Origin of the sequence: Arthrobacter sp. 260 (assembly GCF_013116745.1) — a bacterium.
Classification (GTDB): domain Bacteria; phylum Actinomycetota; class Actinomycetes; order Actinomycetales; family Micrococcaceae; genus Arthrobacter_D.
The window spans coordinates 28,784-45,516 of sequence record NZ_JABFOE010000013.1; the positions used below are offsets into that span (position 1 = coordinate 28,784).

Sequence of the window (16,733 nt, forward strand, 5' to 3'; positions counted from 1 at the left end):
TGCACCAGCGGCGGCCTTGGGGAGCCGTCACATGTTGGGAGCGCATCATTTAGGTCCATTAAGCCCCTGGATCATCATGACGGCAAGGGTGCCGGGGGCGGGGGATGAAGGAAAGAGGGAGACTCCAGCCACCCGGGCTGAGGTCCATCCCAACGGGTGTGCGCCGGGATAGGGTGTCAGGGTGAACCCGACGACGACGTCTCCGCTGTCCCTGACCCATCGTCCCTGGACTGCCGCGCTGGGGCGCCCGGCGATGGCGAACCAGGATGATCGCCACACGCGGATCGGGCTGACCACCCGCTACCTGGAACGCGACGGCGCTCCTTACATCCCGGTGTCGGGTGAGTTCCACTTCAGCCGTGTTCCTCGCCGGGACTGGGCGCGGCGGCTGCGGGCGATGCGGGCGGGTGGTATCACCACCGTGGCCACCTACGTGTTCTGGATCCACCACCAACCGCAGCGTGAGGTGCCGCCGGACTTCGTCGGCCACCTCGACCTCGCAGCGTTTGTCGACCTCTGCGCCGCGCACAATCTGGATGTGGTGCTCCGGATCGGCCCGTGGTGCCACGGCGAGGTCCGCAACGGGGGGTTCCCCGACTGGGTCCAGGATGCCCCGGTCCAGCATCGGACGGATGACCCGGCGTACCTGGCGCTGGTCCGCGGGTGGTTCACGGCCATCGCTGCGCAGCTTCCCGGGCGGTTCGGCGATACCTCGTGCATCATCGGGATCCAGCTGGAAAACGAGATCTACGACCAGCCCCAGCACATCGTCACCCTGAAGCAGATGGCCCGCGACTGCGGGATGACGGCCCCGCTGTGGATGTCCACCGGCTGGGGCAGTGCTGAGCTGCCACCGGATGAGGTGCTGCCCATGTACGGAGGATATGCGGACGGTTTCTGGGTGGACGCCGACGCCGACTGGGACCCGACGTTCCGAGAGCACTTCTTCTTCTCCCATGTGTGGGACGACCCCGGAATCGGCGCCGACATCCTCAAGATGAACGGTGGACAGCGGTCGGACAGCCGCGGGACAGTTTCGGCCCGGTTCCCACCGGTGACCTGTGAGCTCGGCGGCGGAATGGCCACCGCCTATCATCGCCGCCCCCTGCTCTCCGGTGCCGATATCGCTGCCGTCGCCAACGCAAAGATCGGCAACGGGTCGGCCTGGCAGGGGTATTACATGTACGTCGGGGGGACCAACCCCGGTCCGGGGCTCCAGGAATCACAAGCCACCGGCTACCCCAACGACATGCCGGAGTTCGACTACGACTTCCACGCTCCGATCGGCGCCTCGGGCCGGCTCAGCGACACCCACGCCATGCTGCGACGGCAGCACGCCTTCCTTGCGGCTGTCGGAGACCGGCTGGCGACGATGCCCTCCTCACTGCCGGACCTCATGCCCCGGGGAGTGCAAGACACGGAGGTGCTCCGCTGGGCGGTTCGCAGCGACGGCACCAGCGGGTTCGTCTTCATCAACTGGCACCAGCCGCACGAACCACTCCACCCGCTGACCGGGGTCACGTTTGACCTGCAGCTCGGTGGGGAATCGCTGCGCTTCCCCGACCAGCCGATCACCATCCTCCCCGGAACGCTCGCCCGGTGGCCGTTCAGACTTGCGGTGGGCAACCTGACCCTCCAGTGGGCCACCGCCAGCCTCCTGACGCTCCTCGACCGTCCGGGCGGCGGCACCGTGGCAGTACTGACTGCAGAACCGGGGACTGCCGTGGCTATCGCTCTGGAGGATGGAACAGTGCTCCCGTCACCGGATGACCGGGTGTTCGTGCACGCGGTCGGTGACGACGCCGTCGTCGTCCTTCCCGCCGCAACCGCAGATCTCGCCTGGGTTATGGACGGCACCCTCTACCTGTCAGCGGACGAGCTGGATGCCCACGACGACGGCGTCACCACCTGGGTGCGGACGCCCGGACCGCCGCCGGAGGTCTTCGACACCGGCGCGCTCCACTTCGTCTCCCTCACGCCGTCTGACCCCTTAGGTCGGGCTCACTCCGGCCGGCGACCCGTAGCTGCCGAGCAACTTCAGACAGCCACACCACCGCCGTCCGGATATGGTGCTCACCAGGGGAGGGCTAGCGCGCCGGGCCACGACATCCTGGTGAAAAAGGGTGCCGCCTATCGGCTCCATCTTCCCGAGGAGGCCGCCGGCGGGTCCTCACTGGAACTGGAGATCGATTGGGTGGGTGATGTGGCGGCCCTGGAAGTGAACGGGGAAGTGGTCGCTGACCAGTTCTGGGATGGCACTTTGTGGACGGTCGATCTGGGGCCGGCCGAGGACGCGCCCCGTGAGGTGATCCTCCGTGTCCTGCCGCTGCATCACGAAGCCCAGGTCTGGCTCGACCCCTCGGTCCGAAGGAAGCTCCCGGCCGATCCTCAGGAGCAGGGCCTACGCAGCGCAGCTGTATATTCAGCTGTGGCAATGCGCCACGGCGTCGCAGTTGTGAGCGCGCGATGAACCTGCAAACCGTGATGAAGCCGCGCACCATGTCAACGCAACGAAAGTGCTGAACGAACAATGGAACCGAACAACGAAGTCGAACATATCCTGGCACTTCACTGTCCGGAACGCCCGGGAATTGTCCACGCGGTGTCCGGCTTCCTCCTGGAGCAGGAGCGGGACATTGTTGAACTCAAGCAGTTCGGGGACCGGCAATCGGGACACTTTTTCATGCGCGTCCACGTCGCCGGTCCCGACGTCGACGGGCTGACCGAATCGATGCAGGCCGCGTTCGGCCCTATCGCAGCGGAGCTCGACCTGACGTGGCGTTTGGAGCCGCTCGGCACCAAGCGCCGGGTCCTGATCATGGTCTCGAAGTTTGGGCATTGCCTCAACGACCTGCTGTACCGGTCGCGGATGGGTGAACTCCCGATTGACATCGTCGCAGTGGTGTCCAACCATCCGGACCATCAGGACCTGGTCGAATGGCACAACATTCCCTTCTTCCACGTACCCGTCACCGCCGACACCAAACCCGCCGCGGAGGAGCGCCTGATGGAGCTCGTGGATCAGCTCGACGTCGAGCTGGTGGTGCTGGCGCGGTATATGCAGGTACTCAGCGATGACCTCACCCGCCGACTGAACGGCCGTGCCATTAACATTCACCACTCTTTCCTGCCTAGCTTCAAGGGGGCGAAGCCCTACCACCAGGCTCATGCGCGAGGCGTGAAAACTGTCGGTGCCACAGCCCACTACGTCAACGCAGAGCTGGACGAGGGCCCGATCATCTCCCAGCAGGTGGTCGAAGTGGATCACACCTACAGCGCCAACGACCTGGTGACCGCGGGAAGGGATACGGAGCGAAAGGCCCTGTCCAACGCCGTCCGCTGGCACTGCGAGGGACGTGTCTTCTTGCACGGGAACCGGACAGTGGTCCTGAAGTAACTGGCTGTCCAGACGACCTATCGTCCGGGGATCGTCCTACGAGTTGCGGGTTTGCTCAACGGGAATCCAAAGTTGTCCCTTCCCTTCGGTGCCGCCTGGTGCCGGCTGGACACTGAGCATCTCCGGACCCGGCGCCCAGCGGTATGGGTTGGCGGGGAACCACTCAGTCGCAGCGTTGGCCCAGAGGTACTGCAACGCCTCCGGAAATTTGCCCTCGGTCTCGAAGACCACCCATAGGCTGGCCGGTACCTCAAGCGAGTCAAACTCCTCAGGGGCTGGCCGCGAGGTGACGACGGCATGCCAGTAATCCAGTTCGCTGCCTTCGGTGCGCTGCGCATCGATGCTCCCAGTCACGGAGACGGTACCGGCCGGGTCGGTATCCGAAAGCTCGGCCAACCTGATCTTGGCCTCCTGATCGAGCCCCCGTTCGAAGTCCTGGATAGCGGTGTTCGGTCCCTCATGGACCAGCGGCACCCGGGTCTTGAATCCGACCAGGCGGAACGCGTCCTTCTCGACAATGCGGTGTTTCATGTCGATGCTCCCTTCAATGCGTAGATGAAATCTCAGTTGCGGTTGGGAATGGAGGACCGCTCCTGGGCGTCGGGCCTGGGAGGGCGTGAGTTCATGCATGGTCTTGAACGCACGGGTGAACGCTTCGGCTGAGCCGTACCCGTACCGAAAGGCAACCTCCAGAACGGCTTCACCGGCTACGATCTCGGCGGTTGCTGCGGTAAGTCGTCTGCGCCTGATGTATTCAGATACCGGCATGCCCGCCAAGGTCGCGAACATGCGCCGGAAGTGATACTCAGATGTCATGGCGACCTGCGCCAACGCGGTCATGTCCACTATTGCGGTGAGATCCGCCTCGATGAGCTCTATCGCCCGGTTCCATTCCTGCACTACTGCCTCCGTTTCCACCTGCAACGCTACGGGAGCCATCTCGTCGCTGCCCCGACAATCCCTGCCCGAAGAGGTCGGGTGGCCAGGGGGCGTCCGGGAGAGGGGCAACGGCGGGAAGGGCGGGAGCGAGGGCTGGTACGTCCGCGAGGTGGTCGTTGGGCGGAACATCGGCCGGGGGTTACTCACCCGGTGTCGTCACTGCCCCAGGGACACGGGGAAGGCAGTGCGGGGGCGGCTTCGGCCCCCGCCAAAGGCTCCGCGCAGGGCAGAGCCGACTGGCTTCCCGCTGCGGCTCATCGTTGAGTCGACGCAGCGGGAAGAAGAGGAAGAACTGTCTAGGCGGCCTCTGCGATGCAGCAGTCTTCGCAGAACACTGCCTCAACGAGTTCTCCGCAGCACTGGCACCTATGATCCATGTTTGTCATGGACCGAGAGTAGGCGGACTCCGGTGCTGCGTCACGAGTAGGACGTACTCGACTTATATAACCGACGATGCAAGTAACTACCTGCTTGTGGCCCGGTCAGGATGCCGCAGGAACCGACTCCGGCGCGGTGTTGCTGCGACCTTCGCCCGCGTCGGCAACACCAGCTGCTGCGGAGTCCGTTTCCGTTTCCTCTGGCTTCGGCGACTGGCCGGATTCATCCTCGTCCTCGCATCCCGGGGCGGGGTCAGCGGGCTCTTCCCCGTCGACGTCACCGTCTTCTGGGGCTGCTTGCACCACCGGTTCGGGTTCTGGGGTTGGCTGTGGTGACGGGCTTGCCACAGGGGCAGGCGCCAGATCGGACTTGCCACCCGTTTCGACTCCCTCTGCGCCCTCGGGATCAGGTTCCGGTGCCGGCTCTACGTCACAGGTCGGCTCGGGCTCGGGCTCGGGTTCCGGGGTCGGCGAAGGCTCGGGGTCTGGCGACGGCGTCGGGGCTGGCGTGGGCGATGGCGACGGCGTCGGGGTTGGAGTGGGCTTCGATGTCGGGTCAGGCTTGCCAGTCTCGACGGGATCCGGGGTGGTGGGCGAGGGCGTTGGTGTGGGCTCAGAGGGCGAAGCCGACGGACCTGGCTGAACCGGTCCTGGTTTCGCTGATCCGGGTTTAGGCGATGGGTCAACGCTCGGGGCGGAGGACGGCCGGGCCGGCTTGGGAGTGGCGGCGGGTGGGGGTGGATCCGTTCGGGGAGCAGGCGTGCTTGCCGATGGTGTGCCCACGGCCGGCGCGGCGCCGAGCACCAGCCCTGCCCCGAAGTTGTCGGCTCCCTGGTCGGCAGCGTGGTCGTGGGACACCTCGTGCGGCATGGCGATCACCCACGGGACGGGGCCGCTGTCCCCGGAACCGCCGGGCTCGTAGGAGGTCATCGCGGGTGTCTCGATGCTTGTTGCCGGGCTCAGGGGGTTGAGGGTCCAGCCCTTCGGGTCCACGTGGGACCCGTCGCGGATGGTCTCGAAGTGCAGGTGGCAGCCGGTCGACGAGCCGGTTGATCCGATGGCCGCAACAATCTGGCTGACGGCGACGGTGTCGCCAGCCTTCACGGAGATGCCTTCCAGGTGGTTGTAGGTTGTGATCAGGCCGTTGCCGTGGTCGATCTCCACCCGGTTGCCACCACCCCAGGGGTGCCAGCCCACGGCACGGACAGTGCCGGCGTCGGCGGCGTGGACGGGGGTCCCGCACGGGGCCGCGAAATCCAGCCCGTAGTGGAATTCGCCCACCTCGCCGGTGATGGGGTTGATGCGCTCGCCGAAGGGGGAGCTCGGGCTGAGCAGGGCCAGGGGAGACATCAAGGTTCCGGGTGCGGGCCGGGCAGGGTCATCGGACTGGACGCTGGTGACTTTGAAGTCGTCCGGCTCGTCGGCCGCGTTCCCGGCCGCTGACGGGAATCCCTTGAGGGGGTCCGCCGGAGCAAGGAAGTTCTGCGAGGCGGGAACAGGGAGGGCCAGAAGATCCCGGCCGACCCAGCCGGTGGGGAGTGTCGAAGAGACCGAAGTGCGGTCTTCCGCTGCGGCGACCAATTGCCCTGGGGCGCCGACGGTGGAGTTCTGGTAGCCGGAGCCGCATACCGCCGCGACAGCGATGCAAACTGCGAGTGTTGTCCGCGTTGCAGACTTTCTCAATCCCGGCATCTTCGGGTCGGCGATTGGTCGGGCAAGTGTCACGTTCAGCTCCAGGCATATCCCCGCTGGGCAAGCTGATCGACGGGTTAAACCCCGTCAACGGGAAAGCGAACTGGCCCCCACCGACTCACCCCGGTCACGGGGAATTTCATATGTACTCACTCAGAGTGACGCAAGCAGCACCGATGCGCAACGGGTTGAGGCAACGGACTTGCTAAGTTTTTGCGCAGGAGTTCTGCAGGGACTCAACCGAGTCCCGTGGCACGTCGTCACCGGCCGCTGCGATCTCCCTCAGGGGATCCGTAAACTCGGCTGGTAAACCGGCTGTTTCGGCCGATCCGACCAGGTCCGAAAGGAACTGTTGATCCGCCAGACTGACCGAACCATCCTCGACGAGGCGGCAGGCCTGGGTGCGGAGTTCGTCGGCGGTGGCCTCAGCGAACCGGGAGGCGGCGTCACTGGCTATCCCAGAAGCGCTTTCCTCGAGTTGGGCGCAACTCGATAGCGCGAAGGCGGCGGGGATAAGGGCCAGGAGGGCGAGGCGGGTTTTCACTCACCGATTCTATCCTTCGGGTCGCCGCCTCCCAACGCTAGCTTTCTTCAGGAAAGCTCGCTACGGTATCGACCATGCCACTGCGTTCGGACTGGTCAGGAAAAAGCTGTCCCATTGCCCGGGGCCTCGAGGTCCTCGGCGACCCCTGGAGCATGATGGTGCTGCGGGAGGTGTTCTTCGGCAACACCCGGTTCGGCGACATCCAGGCTCGGATCGGTATCGCCGACAGCGTCCTGAGCAAACGGCTTCTTTGGCTCTCCGACACGGGTCTGCTGGAAAAGGCACCGTACGACGACGGCGGCAGGACCCGCAACGCGTATCGCCTCACCACCAAGGGGGAAGGCGTGCTGCCGGTACTCAACGCCGTCGCCCAGTGGGCCGACAAGCATCTTGAACCTCCCCACGACGAAGCCCACATGCGGGTCATCCACACCGGGTGCGGCGAGGAAACCACCAGCGCCGACACCTGTACCCACTGCGGGGCCTCCCTGGACGCATCGGTGACCAGTTGGCACAGCCTGACACGATCCGAGGCACCAATTCGCCTCGCCACCGCCCTCGGTCAGCACCGATGAGTAACCAGTCGTCCCGGCGGAGCAACATCGGTCCAGCAGCAGCACGACGGCGGTTCCATCCGGCCTGGGCGGTCGCCGCTGTGGCGTTCCTTGCCCTGGTCGGATCAGCCGGGTTCCGCGCGGCACCGGGTGTCCTCATGCTGCCCCTGGAGGAGGAGTTCGGCTGGTCCCGCAGTATCCTCTCGCTGGCCGTCAGCATCAACCTGGTGCTTTTCGGCCTGACAGCGCCCTTCGCCGCGGCCCTGATGGAACGGTTCGGGATCCGCAGGGTCACAGCCATTGCCCTTCTGGTCATCGGGGCAGGGAGTGGACTGACGGTTTTCGTCACCGAACCGTGGCAGATCGTCCTCACCTGGGGTGTGCTGATCGGCCTCGGCACCGGTTCCATCGCGCTCGTATTCGCAGCCACGATTGCCAACACCTGGTTCGTCAAGCACCGTGGTCTGGTGGTCGGGATCCTGACGGCCGGCAGCGCCGCCGGTCAGCTGGTGTTCCTGCCGGTCATTGCGGTGATGGTCGAATCGTCGAACTGGCGGAACGCGTCACTACTCATCGCAGCCGGCGCCATCGCCGTCGTGCCGATGGTGCTGCGCTGGGTCCGCAACTCTCCCCGCGACCTCGGGGTCGCCCCGTACGGAGCGGAACCGGGGGATGACCCGCCCGCCGTTGACATCGGCACCCGGGTCAATGCCGCGGTCCGCGCATTGCAGGTTCTGAAGAGGGCCAGCAGGAGCCGCACCTTCTGGGCACTGGTAGCCGGATTCGCCATCTGTGGTGCCACCACCAACGGCCTGATCGGCACCCACTTCATCCCCTCGGCCCACGACCACGGGATGCCGACAACGACGGCGGCCGGGCTGCTCGCCGTTGTCGGTCTCTTCGACATTGTCGGAACCATCCTGTCGGGGTGGCTGACTGACCGGTACAACCCGAAGATCCTGCTGGCCGTCTACTACCAGTTCCGCGGGATCAGCCTGATCGCCCTGCCTGCGCTGCTGTCAGCCACCGTAGAGCCCAGCATCGTCATTTTCGTGGTGATTTACGGACTCGACTGGGTGGCAACAGTCCCTCCCACCGTCGCGATCTGCCGTGAAGCGTTCGGCGCGGACGGCGGAATTGTGTTCGGCTGGGTGTTCGCCTCACACCAGCTCGGCGCGGCTGCCGCAGCTTTCGCCGCCGGCGCCATCCGCGACGCGACCGGCCGGTACACCATCGCCTGGCTGGGGGCCGCCGCGCTGTGCACGGTGGCGGCGGTGATCAGTCTCAGCATCCGCACCGACAGGAACGAGCGCACCATCAACCCGGACGATGCGCTCGTGGACCGCTAGCGCGGCCCTTCCCTCGGCAGGTTAGGAGGCGGAGGCAGCCGCTTCCGGGTCCTGATAGAACGGGTAGTCGATGTAGCCTTCGGCGCCGTGGGAGTAGTAGGTCAGCGGGTCCGGCTCGTTCAGGGGCAGGCCTTCCTGCCAGCGGCGCGCCAGGTCCGGGTTCGCGATGGCCTGACGGCCGACGACGACGGCGTCGCCCAGGTTCGACGCCAGGATGTCCTCGGCTTCGTCCAGGTCGGTGATGACGCCGAAGCCGCTGTTCACCAGGAAGGGCCCCTTGAAGCGTGAGCGGATTTCCTGGATCAAGGCACCGGCGGGGTCTTCGTGCAGCACACTCAGGTAGGCGAGGTTCAACGGGGCGATGGCGTCGGCCACAGCGCCGTAGGTGGCGAGGATATCCTCCGGGTCGGCGGGCAGCACATCCCTGCCGCTTGGTGCGGGGGAGATGCGCAGGCCCACCCGCTCGGCGCCGATGGCCGCAGCGACAGCCTGCACCACCTCGATCATGAACCGGGCGCGGTTCTCCGGGCTTCCGCCGTAGGCGTCCTCGCGCTGGTTGGTCTCGGTGAACATGAACTGGTGCAGCAGGTAGCCGTTGGCCCCGTGCAGCTCCACCCCGTCCATGCCAGCCTCAATCGCGTTCCTCGAGGCCTGCACGAACTCCTCGATGACGCCGGGCAGCTCCTCGGTGGTCAACGCGTGGGGGACCGGGTAGGGCTGCTTCCCATCGTAGGTCCGAGTCTCCCCGTCAATGGCGACGGCGCTCGGCGCGACGACGGTGTGCCCACCGGTCGTGGCTTCGTGGGTGACCCGGCCCGCGTGCATGACCTGGGCGTAGATCAGGCCGCCGTCGTCGTGCACCGCATCGGTCACCTGGCGCCACGCAGCCACCTGTTCCGCCGTGACCAGTCCCGGCTGGCCGGGGAAGCCTCGGCCTGCGTCGCAGGGGTAGGTGCCTTCAGTGACAATCAGGCCCAGCGAGGCGCGCTGCCGGTAGTGTTCCACCACCATGGGCCCGGGAATACCTTCCCTGCTCGACCGGACCCGGGTGAGGGGTGCCATCACGAGGCGGTTGGACAGTTCAATGTCACCAATGGTGAGCGGGGTGAAGAGAGTCACAGGCTGCACTTTCCGTTGGAAGTAGATTCTGCAGTGGGCAACCACACCCACGGGTGACCTATTCCGTGGTGCCTCCGGAGGGGTCCGGAAGCGGTGCTGCGGGGGAATATTTGGGCTCCGGTTTCCCTTACACAGGTGTCACCGGGTGGAGCACTCCGGAAGGCCCGAAACAGGGCGTCTTAGTCGCGCAATCGTGCGAGAATATCCCCGGCACAGTGGCCGGGATAAACGGGTTAGACTCGGTGGCTGCATCACCCAGAGGGCTTTAACGAATTCAGGAGAACGGCACCGGCATGGCAACGGATTACGACGCACCGCGCAACAACGATGAGGACAAGGAAGCAGAGTCCCTCGAAGCCCTTCAGGCTAACCGTGGCAGCAAGTCGCAGTCGGCTTCGGTTGATGTCGAGGACGCTGACACAGCCGAGGGCATCGACCTTCCCGGCGCCGATCTGTCCGGTGAAGAACTGCTGATCCGGGTGATCCCACCGCAGGAGGACGAGTTCACCTGTTCCTCTTGCTTCCTGGTACGCCACCGCAGCCAGGTCGCCCGTCAAAAGGGCGACCTCCTGTTTTGCCGGGAGTGCGAAGGCTAACGATGATGGCGGGGGAGCGCGGTGTCTGAAACTGCAGCGTCTGCAACTCACGACGACGGTGGGCAGCCCATCCGTTTCTCCTCCACTGCGGGCCGCTGGGTCCTGCTGGCAGCAATCCTCGGCTCAGGCCTCGCAGGCATCGACGCCACCGTAGTCAACGTGGCCCTGCCTGCCATTGGCGCTGACCTGCAAACCGACTTCTCCACCCTGCAGTGGACAATCACTGCCTACACCCTCACCCTCGCGGCCCTGATTCTGCTCGGCGGGTCCCTCAGCGACCGGTACGGCAGGCGCAGGATCTTCGTGATCGGCGTCATCTGGTTTGCCGTCGCGTCCCTGTGCTGCGGCTTGGCACCCAACGCTGAAATCCTAATCTTTGCCCGGGCGCTCCAGGGAGTCGGTGCGGCCCTGCTCACGCCGGGCAGTCTCGCCATGATCCAGGCCACGTTCCATCCGGATGATCGGGCGCGGGCTATCGGCGCCTGGTCCGGCCTTGGCGGGGTGGCCACGGCGATCGGCCCGTTCCTCGGCGGGTGGCTGGTCCAGACGGTGTCCTGGCGGTGGGTCTTCCTGATTAACGTCCCGCTGGCAATCGCCGTCGTCATCGTCGCCCAGCGCCACGTTCCGGAGACCAGGGACCAGACCAGCAGCGGACGACTGGACCTGTGGGGTGCCGGGCTGGGTGCGGCGGCGCTCGCCGGCGTCACCTATGCCCTGATCGAGGCTCCGGCGAGGGGGCTTTGGTCGCCCGCAGTGCTCGGCGCGGCAGCAGTCGGCGTCGTCGCGGCCGTCGCCTTCCTCCTGGTGGAGGCACGTGGCCGGAACCCGATGCTGCCGTTGTCGATTTTTTCCTCCACCCAGTTCAGTGCCACCAATGCTGTGACCTTCCTGGTCTATGGAGCGTTCGGCGGGGTCTTTTTCCTCCTGGTGGTGCACCTGCAGGTTGTTGCCGGGTTCACCCCGCTGGCGGCCGGTACCGCGATGCTGCCGATCACCGTACTGATGCTGCTGCTGTCGTCACGGTCCGGACAGTTGGCCACACGAATTGGACCGCGGCTGCCAATGGCCCTGGGTCCGCTGGTGTGCGCGGTCGCACTGCTGCTGATGCTGCGGATCGGACCGGGCGCCTCGTACCTCTCGGACGTTCTGCCGGGCGTCGTCGTCCTGGGCCTGGGTCTGTCAATCTTGGTGGCTCCCCTGACCGCCACCGCGCTTGCCACAGTCGATAGCCGCCACGCAGGACTGGCGTCAGGAGTGAACAATGCCGTCGCCCGAGCAGCGGCCCTGATCGCGGTCGCGTTGTTGCCGTCGCTGGCCGGTCTTTCGGGGAGCAGCTACACGGACCCGGTGGCCTTCAATGAGGGTTTCCGGATTTCCGTCCTGATTGGCGTCGGCATCCTGGTTGTCGGGGCTGCCCTGGCAGCCTTGACCATCCGCAACAATGTCCTGGTGGAGGAGGGCGGCCAGCAGCGGCCGGATCAGCCCGACGCCTCTACCGCCCCGGAGCGGGAGCCCCAGGGGATGAGCCACTGCGCCGTCGATGGTCCCCCGATTGGGGTGTCGACGACGCAGCGGCATCAGGCTCAGCCCTAGGAGGGCGGGCACGTCCTATCGGTCGAGCAGATCCTGCGCGTCCTGGCCGAGCGGCGAACCGCCCAGGTGGGCGCTGTCGTCGCTGGCATCAACCTCCGACTCGTCGGCCGGATCCTCGAAATCCACGTCCGCTACTGCTTCACCCAACGTCGGCACATCAGGTGCCAAAGCTCCGTCAGCGCCGTCGCGGAGTGCCTGCTCGCTCATGACGTCCTCTTCGGTCGCCGTCGCGGCCGGTTCCTCCTGCAGCAGTGGGTCGTTCTGCCACTGGTCGGGGTTGTCTTCGGCCGCGCCAGGGTAGCTGTCGGGCTGCCCTTCGGTCATCGGATCCAGTTCTTCAGGACCCGCCGGGTCGATTCCCTCGGTGATGCTCAGGTCCTCTTCAGGACGATTCGTTTCCTCAGTCATGACATGCCCTTTCGAGTAAACACGTGAACTACCCAGCCTACTGATCAGTTGATCAAAGAGATAGTTTCCTCGTCGCGGCTCGGGTTGAATGGAGACATGACTTCCCACCTGTCGCCCAGGACAACCACCGGCTCCGATCTGTACCGCCAACTGGCGGTCACAATGAGCATGATCGTCTGCGTGGTGGGCTCCATGATTGGCGTCGGCGTCTTTGGCGGTACGCCCATCGCGGAGGCGGCGGGTGGCGCCCTCGGCTCGGATGCCACGCTGCTCGCTCCGGCCGGTGCCGCCTTCTCCATCTGGAGCGTCGTGTACCTCGGCCTGGTCGCCTATACCGTGTGGCAGTGGCTGCCGGCCCAGAAGGCCAGCCCGCGTCAGCGGGCGTTCGGCTGGCTGGTAGCAGCTTCCATGCTGTTGAACGCCGCGTGGATCCTGAGCATTCAGGCGGGCTGGCTCAACGCCAGCGTGCTCGTGATCCTGGTGCTGCTAGCCGTCCTGACCGTTGTGTTCCTCCGCTACAGTTCACGCCCCGCCGCGTCGTGGCTGGAGGCAGCGATTGTCGACGGCACGCTCGGCCTCTACCTGGGCTGGGTGTCGGTCGCAGTGTGCGCCAACATTGCTGCGGCGCTGTCGGCAGCGGGGTTCGACGGTTTCGGCCTCAGCCCCGAGCTGTGGGCAGTCGGGGTGCTGCTCGTCGTGGCGCTGGTCGGCGTCGGCCTGGCGGTCAAGGGCAACGGCCGGCTCGCGGTGGCTGCGGCGATCGGCTGGGGGCTGACCTGGATCGCCGTCGGGCGTACCGGCGGCCAGATGGAGTCGGCGACGACGTCGATCACGGCCGCCGTCGTCGCCGCGGTCATCGTGCTCGCCACGATCGCCATCAGGGTGCGTTCGGAACGCCGCTTAGAAGCTGTACCGCGCACGGCCTGAGCCAGTACACACCGCGAGGGGAGAGGCTGGGCGGGTCTGGGATTCCCGAACCCGCCCTATCTCACCCCTCGGCGGCTGCGGTGTCGCTGAAAGTGCCAGCTACACGTGATCGACCCACTTACACGTAGTCGCGCCAGCTGTACTGGGGGTCGAAGCCCAGCACGCGGCGAGCGTGATCGATGGAGAGCAGGGTCTCGTGCTCGCCCACTTCCTTCACCACGTCGACGTCAGGAAACACCTCGGCCGCCAAGGATGTGCTGGAACGGCTCATCACCGTGTCAGCCGCGGCAATGATGAACCGGTCGAAACCCGGCCCGGCGTTCTCCAGCGCCCGTTGCACCGCCTGCGCGCCGTCGCGGCCGTCGATGTATCCCCACAGGTTCCACTTCCGGGCCATCGGGTCCTCGTCGAACGAGGGGAACTTCGCGTAGTCCTCCGGGTCCATGACGTTTGAGAACCTCAGGGCCGTGATGCTCAGCTCGGGGTCCCAGCGGGTCAGCTGGATCGCCATCTGCTCTTCGAGGTGCTTCACCAGGGAGTAGGTGCTTTCCGGGCGGGCCGCATACTCCTCGTCGACGGGGATGTACGGCGGGTCCTGATCGAACGGCAACCCCAGCACCGTCTCGCTGGAGGCATAGACGATCTTCTTGATCCCCAGTCGCCGGCACGCCTGGAACACGTTGTAGGTGGACGGCATGTTGTTGTGGAAGGTGGCGGCATCCGAGTAGATCCCCGGCGCCGGAATGGCTGCCAGATGAACGATTGCGTCGAAGCCCTGGTGCCTGTCGTCAACTCCCGAGAACGCGTCGATGACATGCCCGTAATTGGTCAGGTCAACCTTCACGAAGCCGGGGCCGCGTTCGCCGAGTACATCCATTCCGGTGACGTCGTGCCCGGCGGCCCGCAGGACCGACACCACTGTCTTGCCCAGTTTCCCGCTGGCACCGGTTACGGCGAGCCTCATGCTGGGCGCTGCTCGGGGGAGACGGTCTTGGCGGGGTCGGTTTCGGCCATTGAGCCAACGGCGTCGTCGATCTTCGTCATCACCTCGGCGTCAAGGGTTACGCCCGAGGCGACGGCGTTGGACTTCACCTGCTCCGGCTTGGACGCACCGATGATCGCGGCTGCCACGTTCTTGTTCTGCAGGACCCACGCGACGGCCAGCTGCGCCATGGTCAGGCCCACCTCGTCGGCGATGGGCTGGAGCTTCTGCACACCGGTGAGTGTCTCATCCGACATCCACCGCTTGATCATGTTCGAGCCGCCCTTGTCGTCAGCCGCCCGGGACCCCTGCTCCGGGGTGCCACCCGGCTGATACTTCCCGGTCAGCACACCCTGGGCCACGGGGGACCAGACAATCTGGGACAGACCCAGTTCCTCGGACACCGGCACCACCTCGCCCTCGATGACTCGCCACAGCATCGAGTACTGCGGCTGGTTGGAGATGAGCTGGAAGCCGAGTTCCTTCGCCAGTTCATGGCCTGCCCGGATCTGTCGCGCGTCCCATTCGCTGACCCCGATGTACAGGGCCTTGCCCTGGCGGACGACGTCGGCAAACGCCTGCATGGTCTCCTCCAGCGGAGTCTCGTGGTCGTAGCGGTGCGCCTGGTAGAGGTCCACGTAGTCGGTCTGCAAGCGTTCCAGGGATCCGTTGATCGACTCCATGATGTGCTTGCGGGAGAGCCCGCAGTCGTTGGGCCCCTTGGGTCCGGTGGGCCCCCAAACCTTGGTGAAGATCTCCAGCGACTGCCGCCGCTCGCCCTTGAGTGCTTCACCGAGCACGGTTTCAGCCGCCGTGTTCGCGTACACGTCGGCGGTGTCAAAGCTGGTGATGCCCACATCCAGGGCCGCCCGCACGCACTGGGTGGCGACGTCGTTCTCCACCTGCGATCCGTGGGTCAGCCAGTTGCCGTAGGTGATTTCTGAAATCTTGAGTCCACTGTTTCCGAGGTATCGATAGTCCATGCTTCCGATGCTAGGGCACCATCAGCTGAATGAGGAGGATCACATCGCGGTGTCGGTTGCCTAAGGTGACCAGTTTCCCCACAGGGATCGTTGGCCGGACACCGGCGCTCCCGGCGCAGCCTGCTGGCTGACCAACGCCAAGCGGGCCAGCCGTTACACTGAATTGTCTTTGTGTCACCACCACTGATTGAGGGATTTTGGTTAAGTTCACCGCGCGTCTAGCCACGGCCGAGGAGCGGGACAACTGGGACGCGCTGGTGACGGCAAACCCCAACGGCGGAAACATACTCCAGTCGGCATCCTTCGCCGAAGTGAAGTCGCACCACGGGTGGACTCCCCGTTTCCTGGTCTTCGAATGCGCCGACTACACCACCTACAATCTGGTGATCGAAAAGCGGCTCCCCCTGCTGGGTGCCTTCTGGTACCTCATCAAGGGCCCCGACGTCGCCGACCCGTCGCATGTCCCCGCCGTCCTCGACGCCTGCCGGGAACTGGTCCGCACCGGACGCCACAATGTGTTCGCCATCAAGGTGGAGCCGGACATCCCCGCCGACGACGACGTCGACCGTCAGTTCCGGGCCGCGGGCCTGATCAAGACCTTCGACCTGCAGCCGAACGACCACACGGCCCTCCTGGACACCACACCGGAGCCCAACCAGCTGTTGCGCAACCTGCATTCACGAGGGCGCAACGCGGTGCGGCGCGCCATCCGGGAGGGTGTTGAGGTGCGCCGGATGGATCCCACCGACGAGAACTTCCGCACCATGTACGCGCTGATGGCCCACATTGAGGACCGGTCCGCGGCGAAGCTGCGCTCCTACGAGTACTACAGCCGGTTCTGGAAGAACTTCGCCGACGCCGGTCAGGGACGCCTGTACTTCGTTTATGAGGACGGCGAACCGTCGGTTGGCGCGTTTGTGATCAACTACGGGCTGAAGGGCACGTACAAGGACGGCGGCTCCAAACCCAGGCGGTCCCAGTACGGCGACTCCCACCTGGTGCAATGGCAGGCGATCACCGACCTCAAGGAAGAGTTCGGCATCGTCGAATACGATTTTTGCGGCACACCGCCCAGCGACCGGCTCAAGGACACCTCCCATCCGCACCATGGACTGGGGCTGTTCAAGACCAGCTTCACCAAGACTGTGACGGACTTTGTCGGCTGTTATGACCTTCCGCTCAGCGCGTGGAAGTATCGACTGTGGAATGCCATCGGGGAACGAGTCGCCCGGCAAATCTACTGGCGCCGACACCATCAGCCGTTCTACTAACC

Annotated in this window: 15 protein-coding genes; 8 read left to right on the forward strand and 7 right to left on the reverse strand. The window is 65.5% G+C overall.

What is annotated here, in order from left to right; all coding sequences use genetic code 11:
* The first annotated feature begins 181 nt into the window (after positions 1-181).
* A complete protein-coding gene (locus HMI57_RS14230; RefSeq protein WP_171586662.1) occupies positions 182-2,470 on the forward strand; it encodes a beta-galactosidase in 2,289 nt (762 codons plus the stop codon).
* Between the two features lie 60 nt (positions 2,471-2,530).
* Complete coding sequence (purU, locus tag HMI57_RS14235) at positions 2,531-3,397, forward strand: formyltetrahydrofolate deformylase (RefSeq protein WP_171586663.1); 867 nt, start codon at positions 2,531-2,533, stop codon at positions 3,395-3,397.
* A gap of 36 nt (positions 3,398-3,433) precedes the next feature.
* On the opposite strand, the gene HMI57_RS14240 is transcribed toward purU, so the two are convergent.
* From HMI57_RS14240 to HMI57_RS14250, 3 genes are all read right to left on the reverse strand, one after another.
* Positions 3,434-4,297: an AraC family transcriptional regulator gene (locus HMI57_RS14240; RefSeq protein WP_171586664.1), complete on the reverse strand. Its 864-nt coding sequence runs from the start codon at positions 4,295-4,297 to the stop codon at positions 3,434-3,436.
* Positions 4,298-4,818: 521 nt separating this feature from the next.
* A complete protein-coding gene (locus tag HMI57_RS18890; protein WP_346655220.1) occupies positions 4,819-6,438 on the reverse strand; it encodes a peptidoglycan DD-metalloendopeptidase family protein in 1,620 nt (539 codons plus the stop codon).
* Positions 6,439-6,610: 172 nt separating this feature from the next.
* Positions 6,611-6,949, reverse strand: a complete 339-nt coding sequence (locus HMI57_RS14250; protein ID WP_171586665.1) for a hypothetical protein — start codon at positions 6,947-6,949, stop codon at positions 6,611-6,613.
* Positions 6,950-7,023: 74 nt separating this feature from the next.
* Between HMI57_RS14250 and HMI57_RS14255 the strand changes: the two genes are divergently transcribed.
* Together HMI57_RS14255 and HMI57_RS14260 are read left to right on the forward strand one after the other, a co-directional pair.
* Entirely contained in the window at positions 7,024-7,524 is a 501-nt protein-coding gene (locus HMI57_RS14255; protein ID WP_171586666.1) for a helix-turn-helix domain-containing protein, read from the forward strand.
* A complete protein-coding gene (locus tag HMI57_RS14260; protein ID WP_171586667.1) occupies positions 7,521-8,852 on the forward strand; it encodes an MFS transporter in 1,332 nt (443 codons plus the stop codon). Before HMI57_RS14255 ends, HMI57_RS14260 begins: the two co-directional genes overlap by 4 nt.
* Before the next feature lie 21 nt (positions 8,853-8,873).
* Here the strand turns inward: HMI57_RS14260 and HMI57_RS14265 are convergent, their stop codons facing one another.
* Positions 8,874-9,971, reverse strand: coding sequence for an alkene reductase (locus tag HMI57_RS14265; protein WP_171586668.1), 1,098 nt, complete (start codon positions 9,969-9,971; stop codon positions 8,874-8,876).
* Positions 9,972-10,264: 293 nt separating this feature from the next.
* Between HMI57_RS14265 and HMI57_RS14270 the strand changes: the two genes are divergently transcribed.
* Complete coding sequence (locus tag HMI57_RS14270; protein ID WP_026553250.1) at positions 10,265-10,567, forward strand: DUF4193 domain-containing protein; 303 nt, start codon at positions 10,265-10,267, stop codon at positions 10,565-10,567.
* 21 nt (positions 10,568-10,588) lie between these two features.
* Positions 10,589-12,160 (forward strand): MFS transporter, encoded by a 1,572-nt coding sequence (locus HMI57_RS14275; RefSeq protein ID WP_346655221.1) that lies wholly within the window; start codon positions 10,589-10,591, stop codon positions 12,158-12,160.
* 15 nt (positions 12,161-12,175) lie between these two features.
* On the opposite strand, the gene HMI57_RS14280 is transcribed toward HMI57_RS14275, so the two are convergent.
* Complete coding sequence (locus tag HMI57_RS14280; RefSeq protein WP_171586669.1) at positions 12,176-12,568, reverse strand: hypothetical protein; 393 nt, start codon at positions 12,566-12,568, stop codon at positions 12,176-12,178.
* 96 nt (positions 12,569-12,664) lie between these two features.
* On the opposite strand from HMI57_RS14280, the gene HMI57_RS14285 reads away from it, so the two are divergent.
* Complete coding sequence (locus HMI57_RS14285) at positions 12,665-13,495, forward strand: tryptophan-rich sensory protein (protein ID WP_171586670.1); 831 nt, start codon at positions 12,665-12,667, stop codon at positions 13,493-13,495.
* A 118-nt stretch (positions 13,496-13,613) separates the two neighbouring features.
* On the opposite strand, the gene HMI57_RS14290 is transcribed toward HMI57_RS14285, so the two are convergent.
* Together HMI57_RS14290 and HMI57_RS14295 are read right to left on the reverse strand one after the other, a co-directional pair.
* Positions 13,614-14,459, reverse strand: a complete 846-nt coding sequence (locus HMI57_RS14290; RefSeq protein ID WP_171586671.1) for an NAD(P)-dependent oxidoreductase — start codon at positions 14,457-14,459, stop codon at positions 13,614-13,616.
* Complete coding sequence (locus tag HMI57_RS14295; protein WP_171586672.1) at positions 14,456-15,460, reverse strand: aldo/keto reductase family protein; 1,005 nt, start codon at positions 15,458-15,460, stop codon at positions 14,456-14,458. Before HMI57_RS14295 ends, HMI57_RS14290 begins: the two co-directional genes overlap by 4 nt.
* A 197-nt stretch (positions 15,461-15,657) precedes the next feature.
* Here HMI57_RS14295 and HMI57_RS14300 point away from each other — a divergent pair, with 197 nt between their 5' ends.
* The gene (locus HMI57_RS14300) at positions 15,658-16,731 is read left to right on the forward strand and encodes a peptidoglycan bridge formation glycyltransferase FemA/FemB family protein (protein ID WP_171586673.1); all 1,074 of its coding nucleotides are present in this window, start codon (positions 15,658-15,660) and stop codon (positions 16,729-16,731) included.
* Positions 16,732-16,733: the final 2 nt, after the last annotated feature.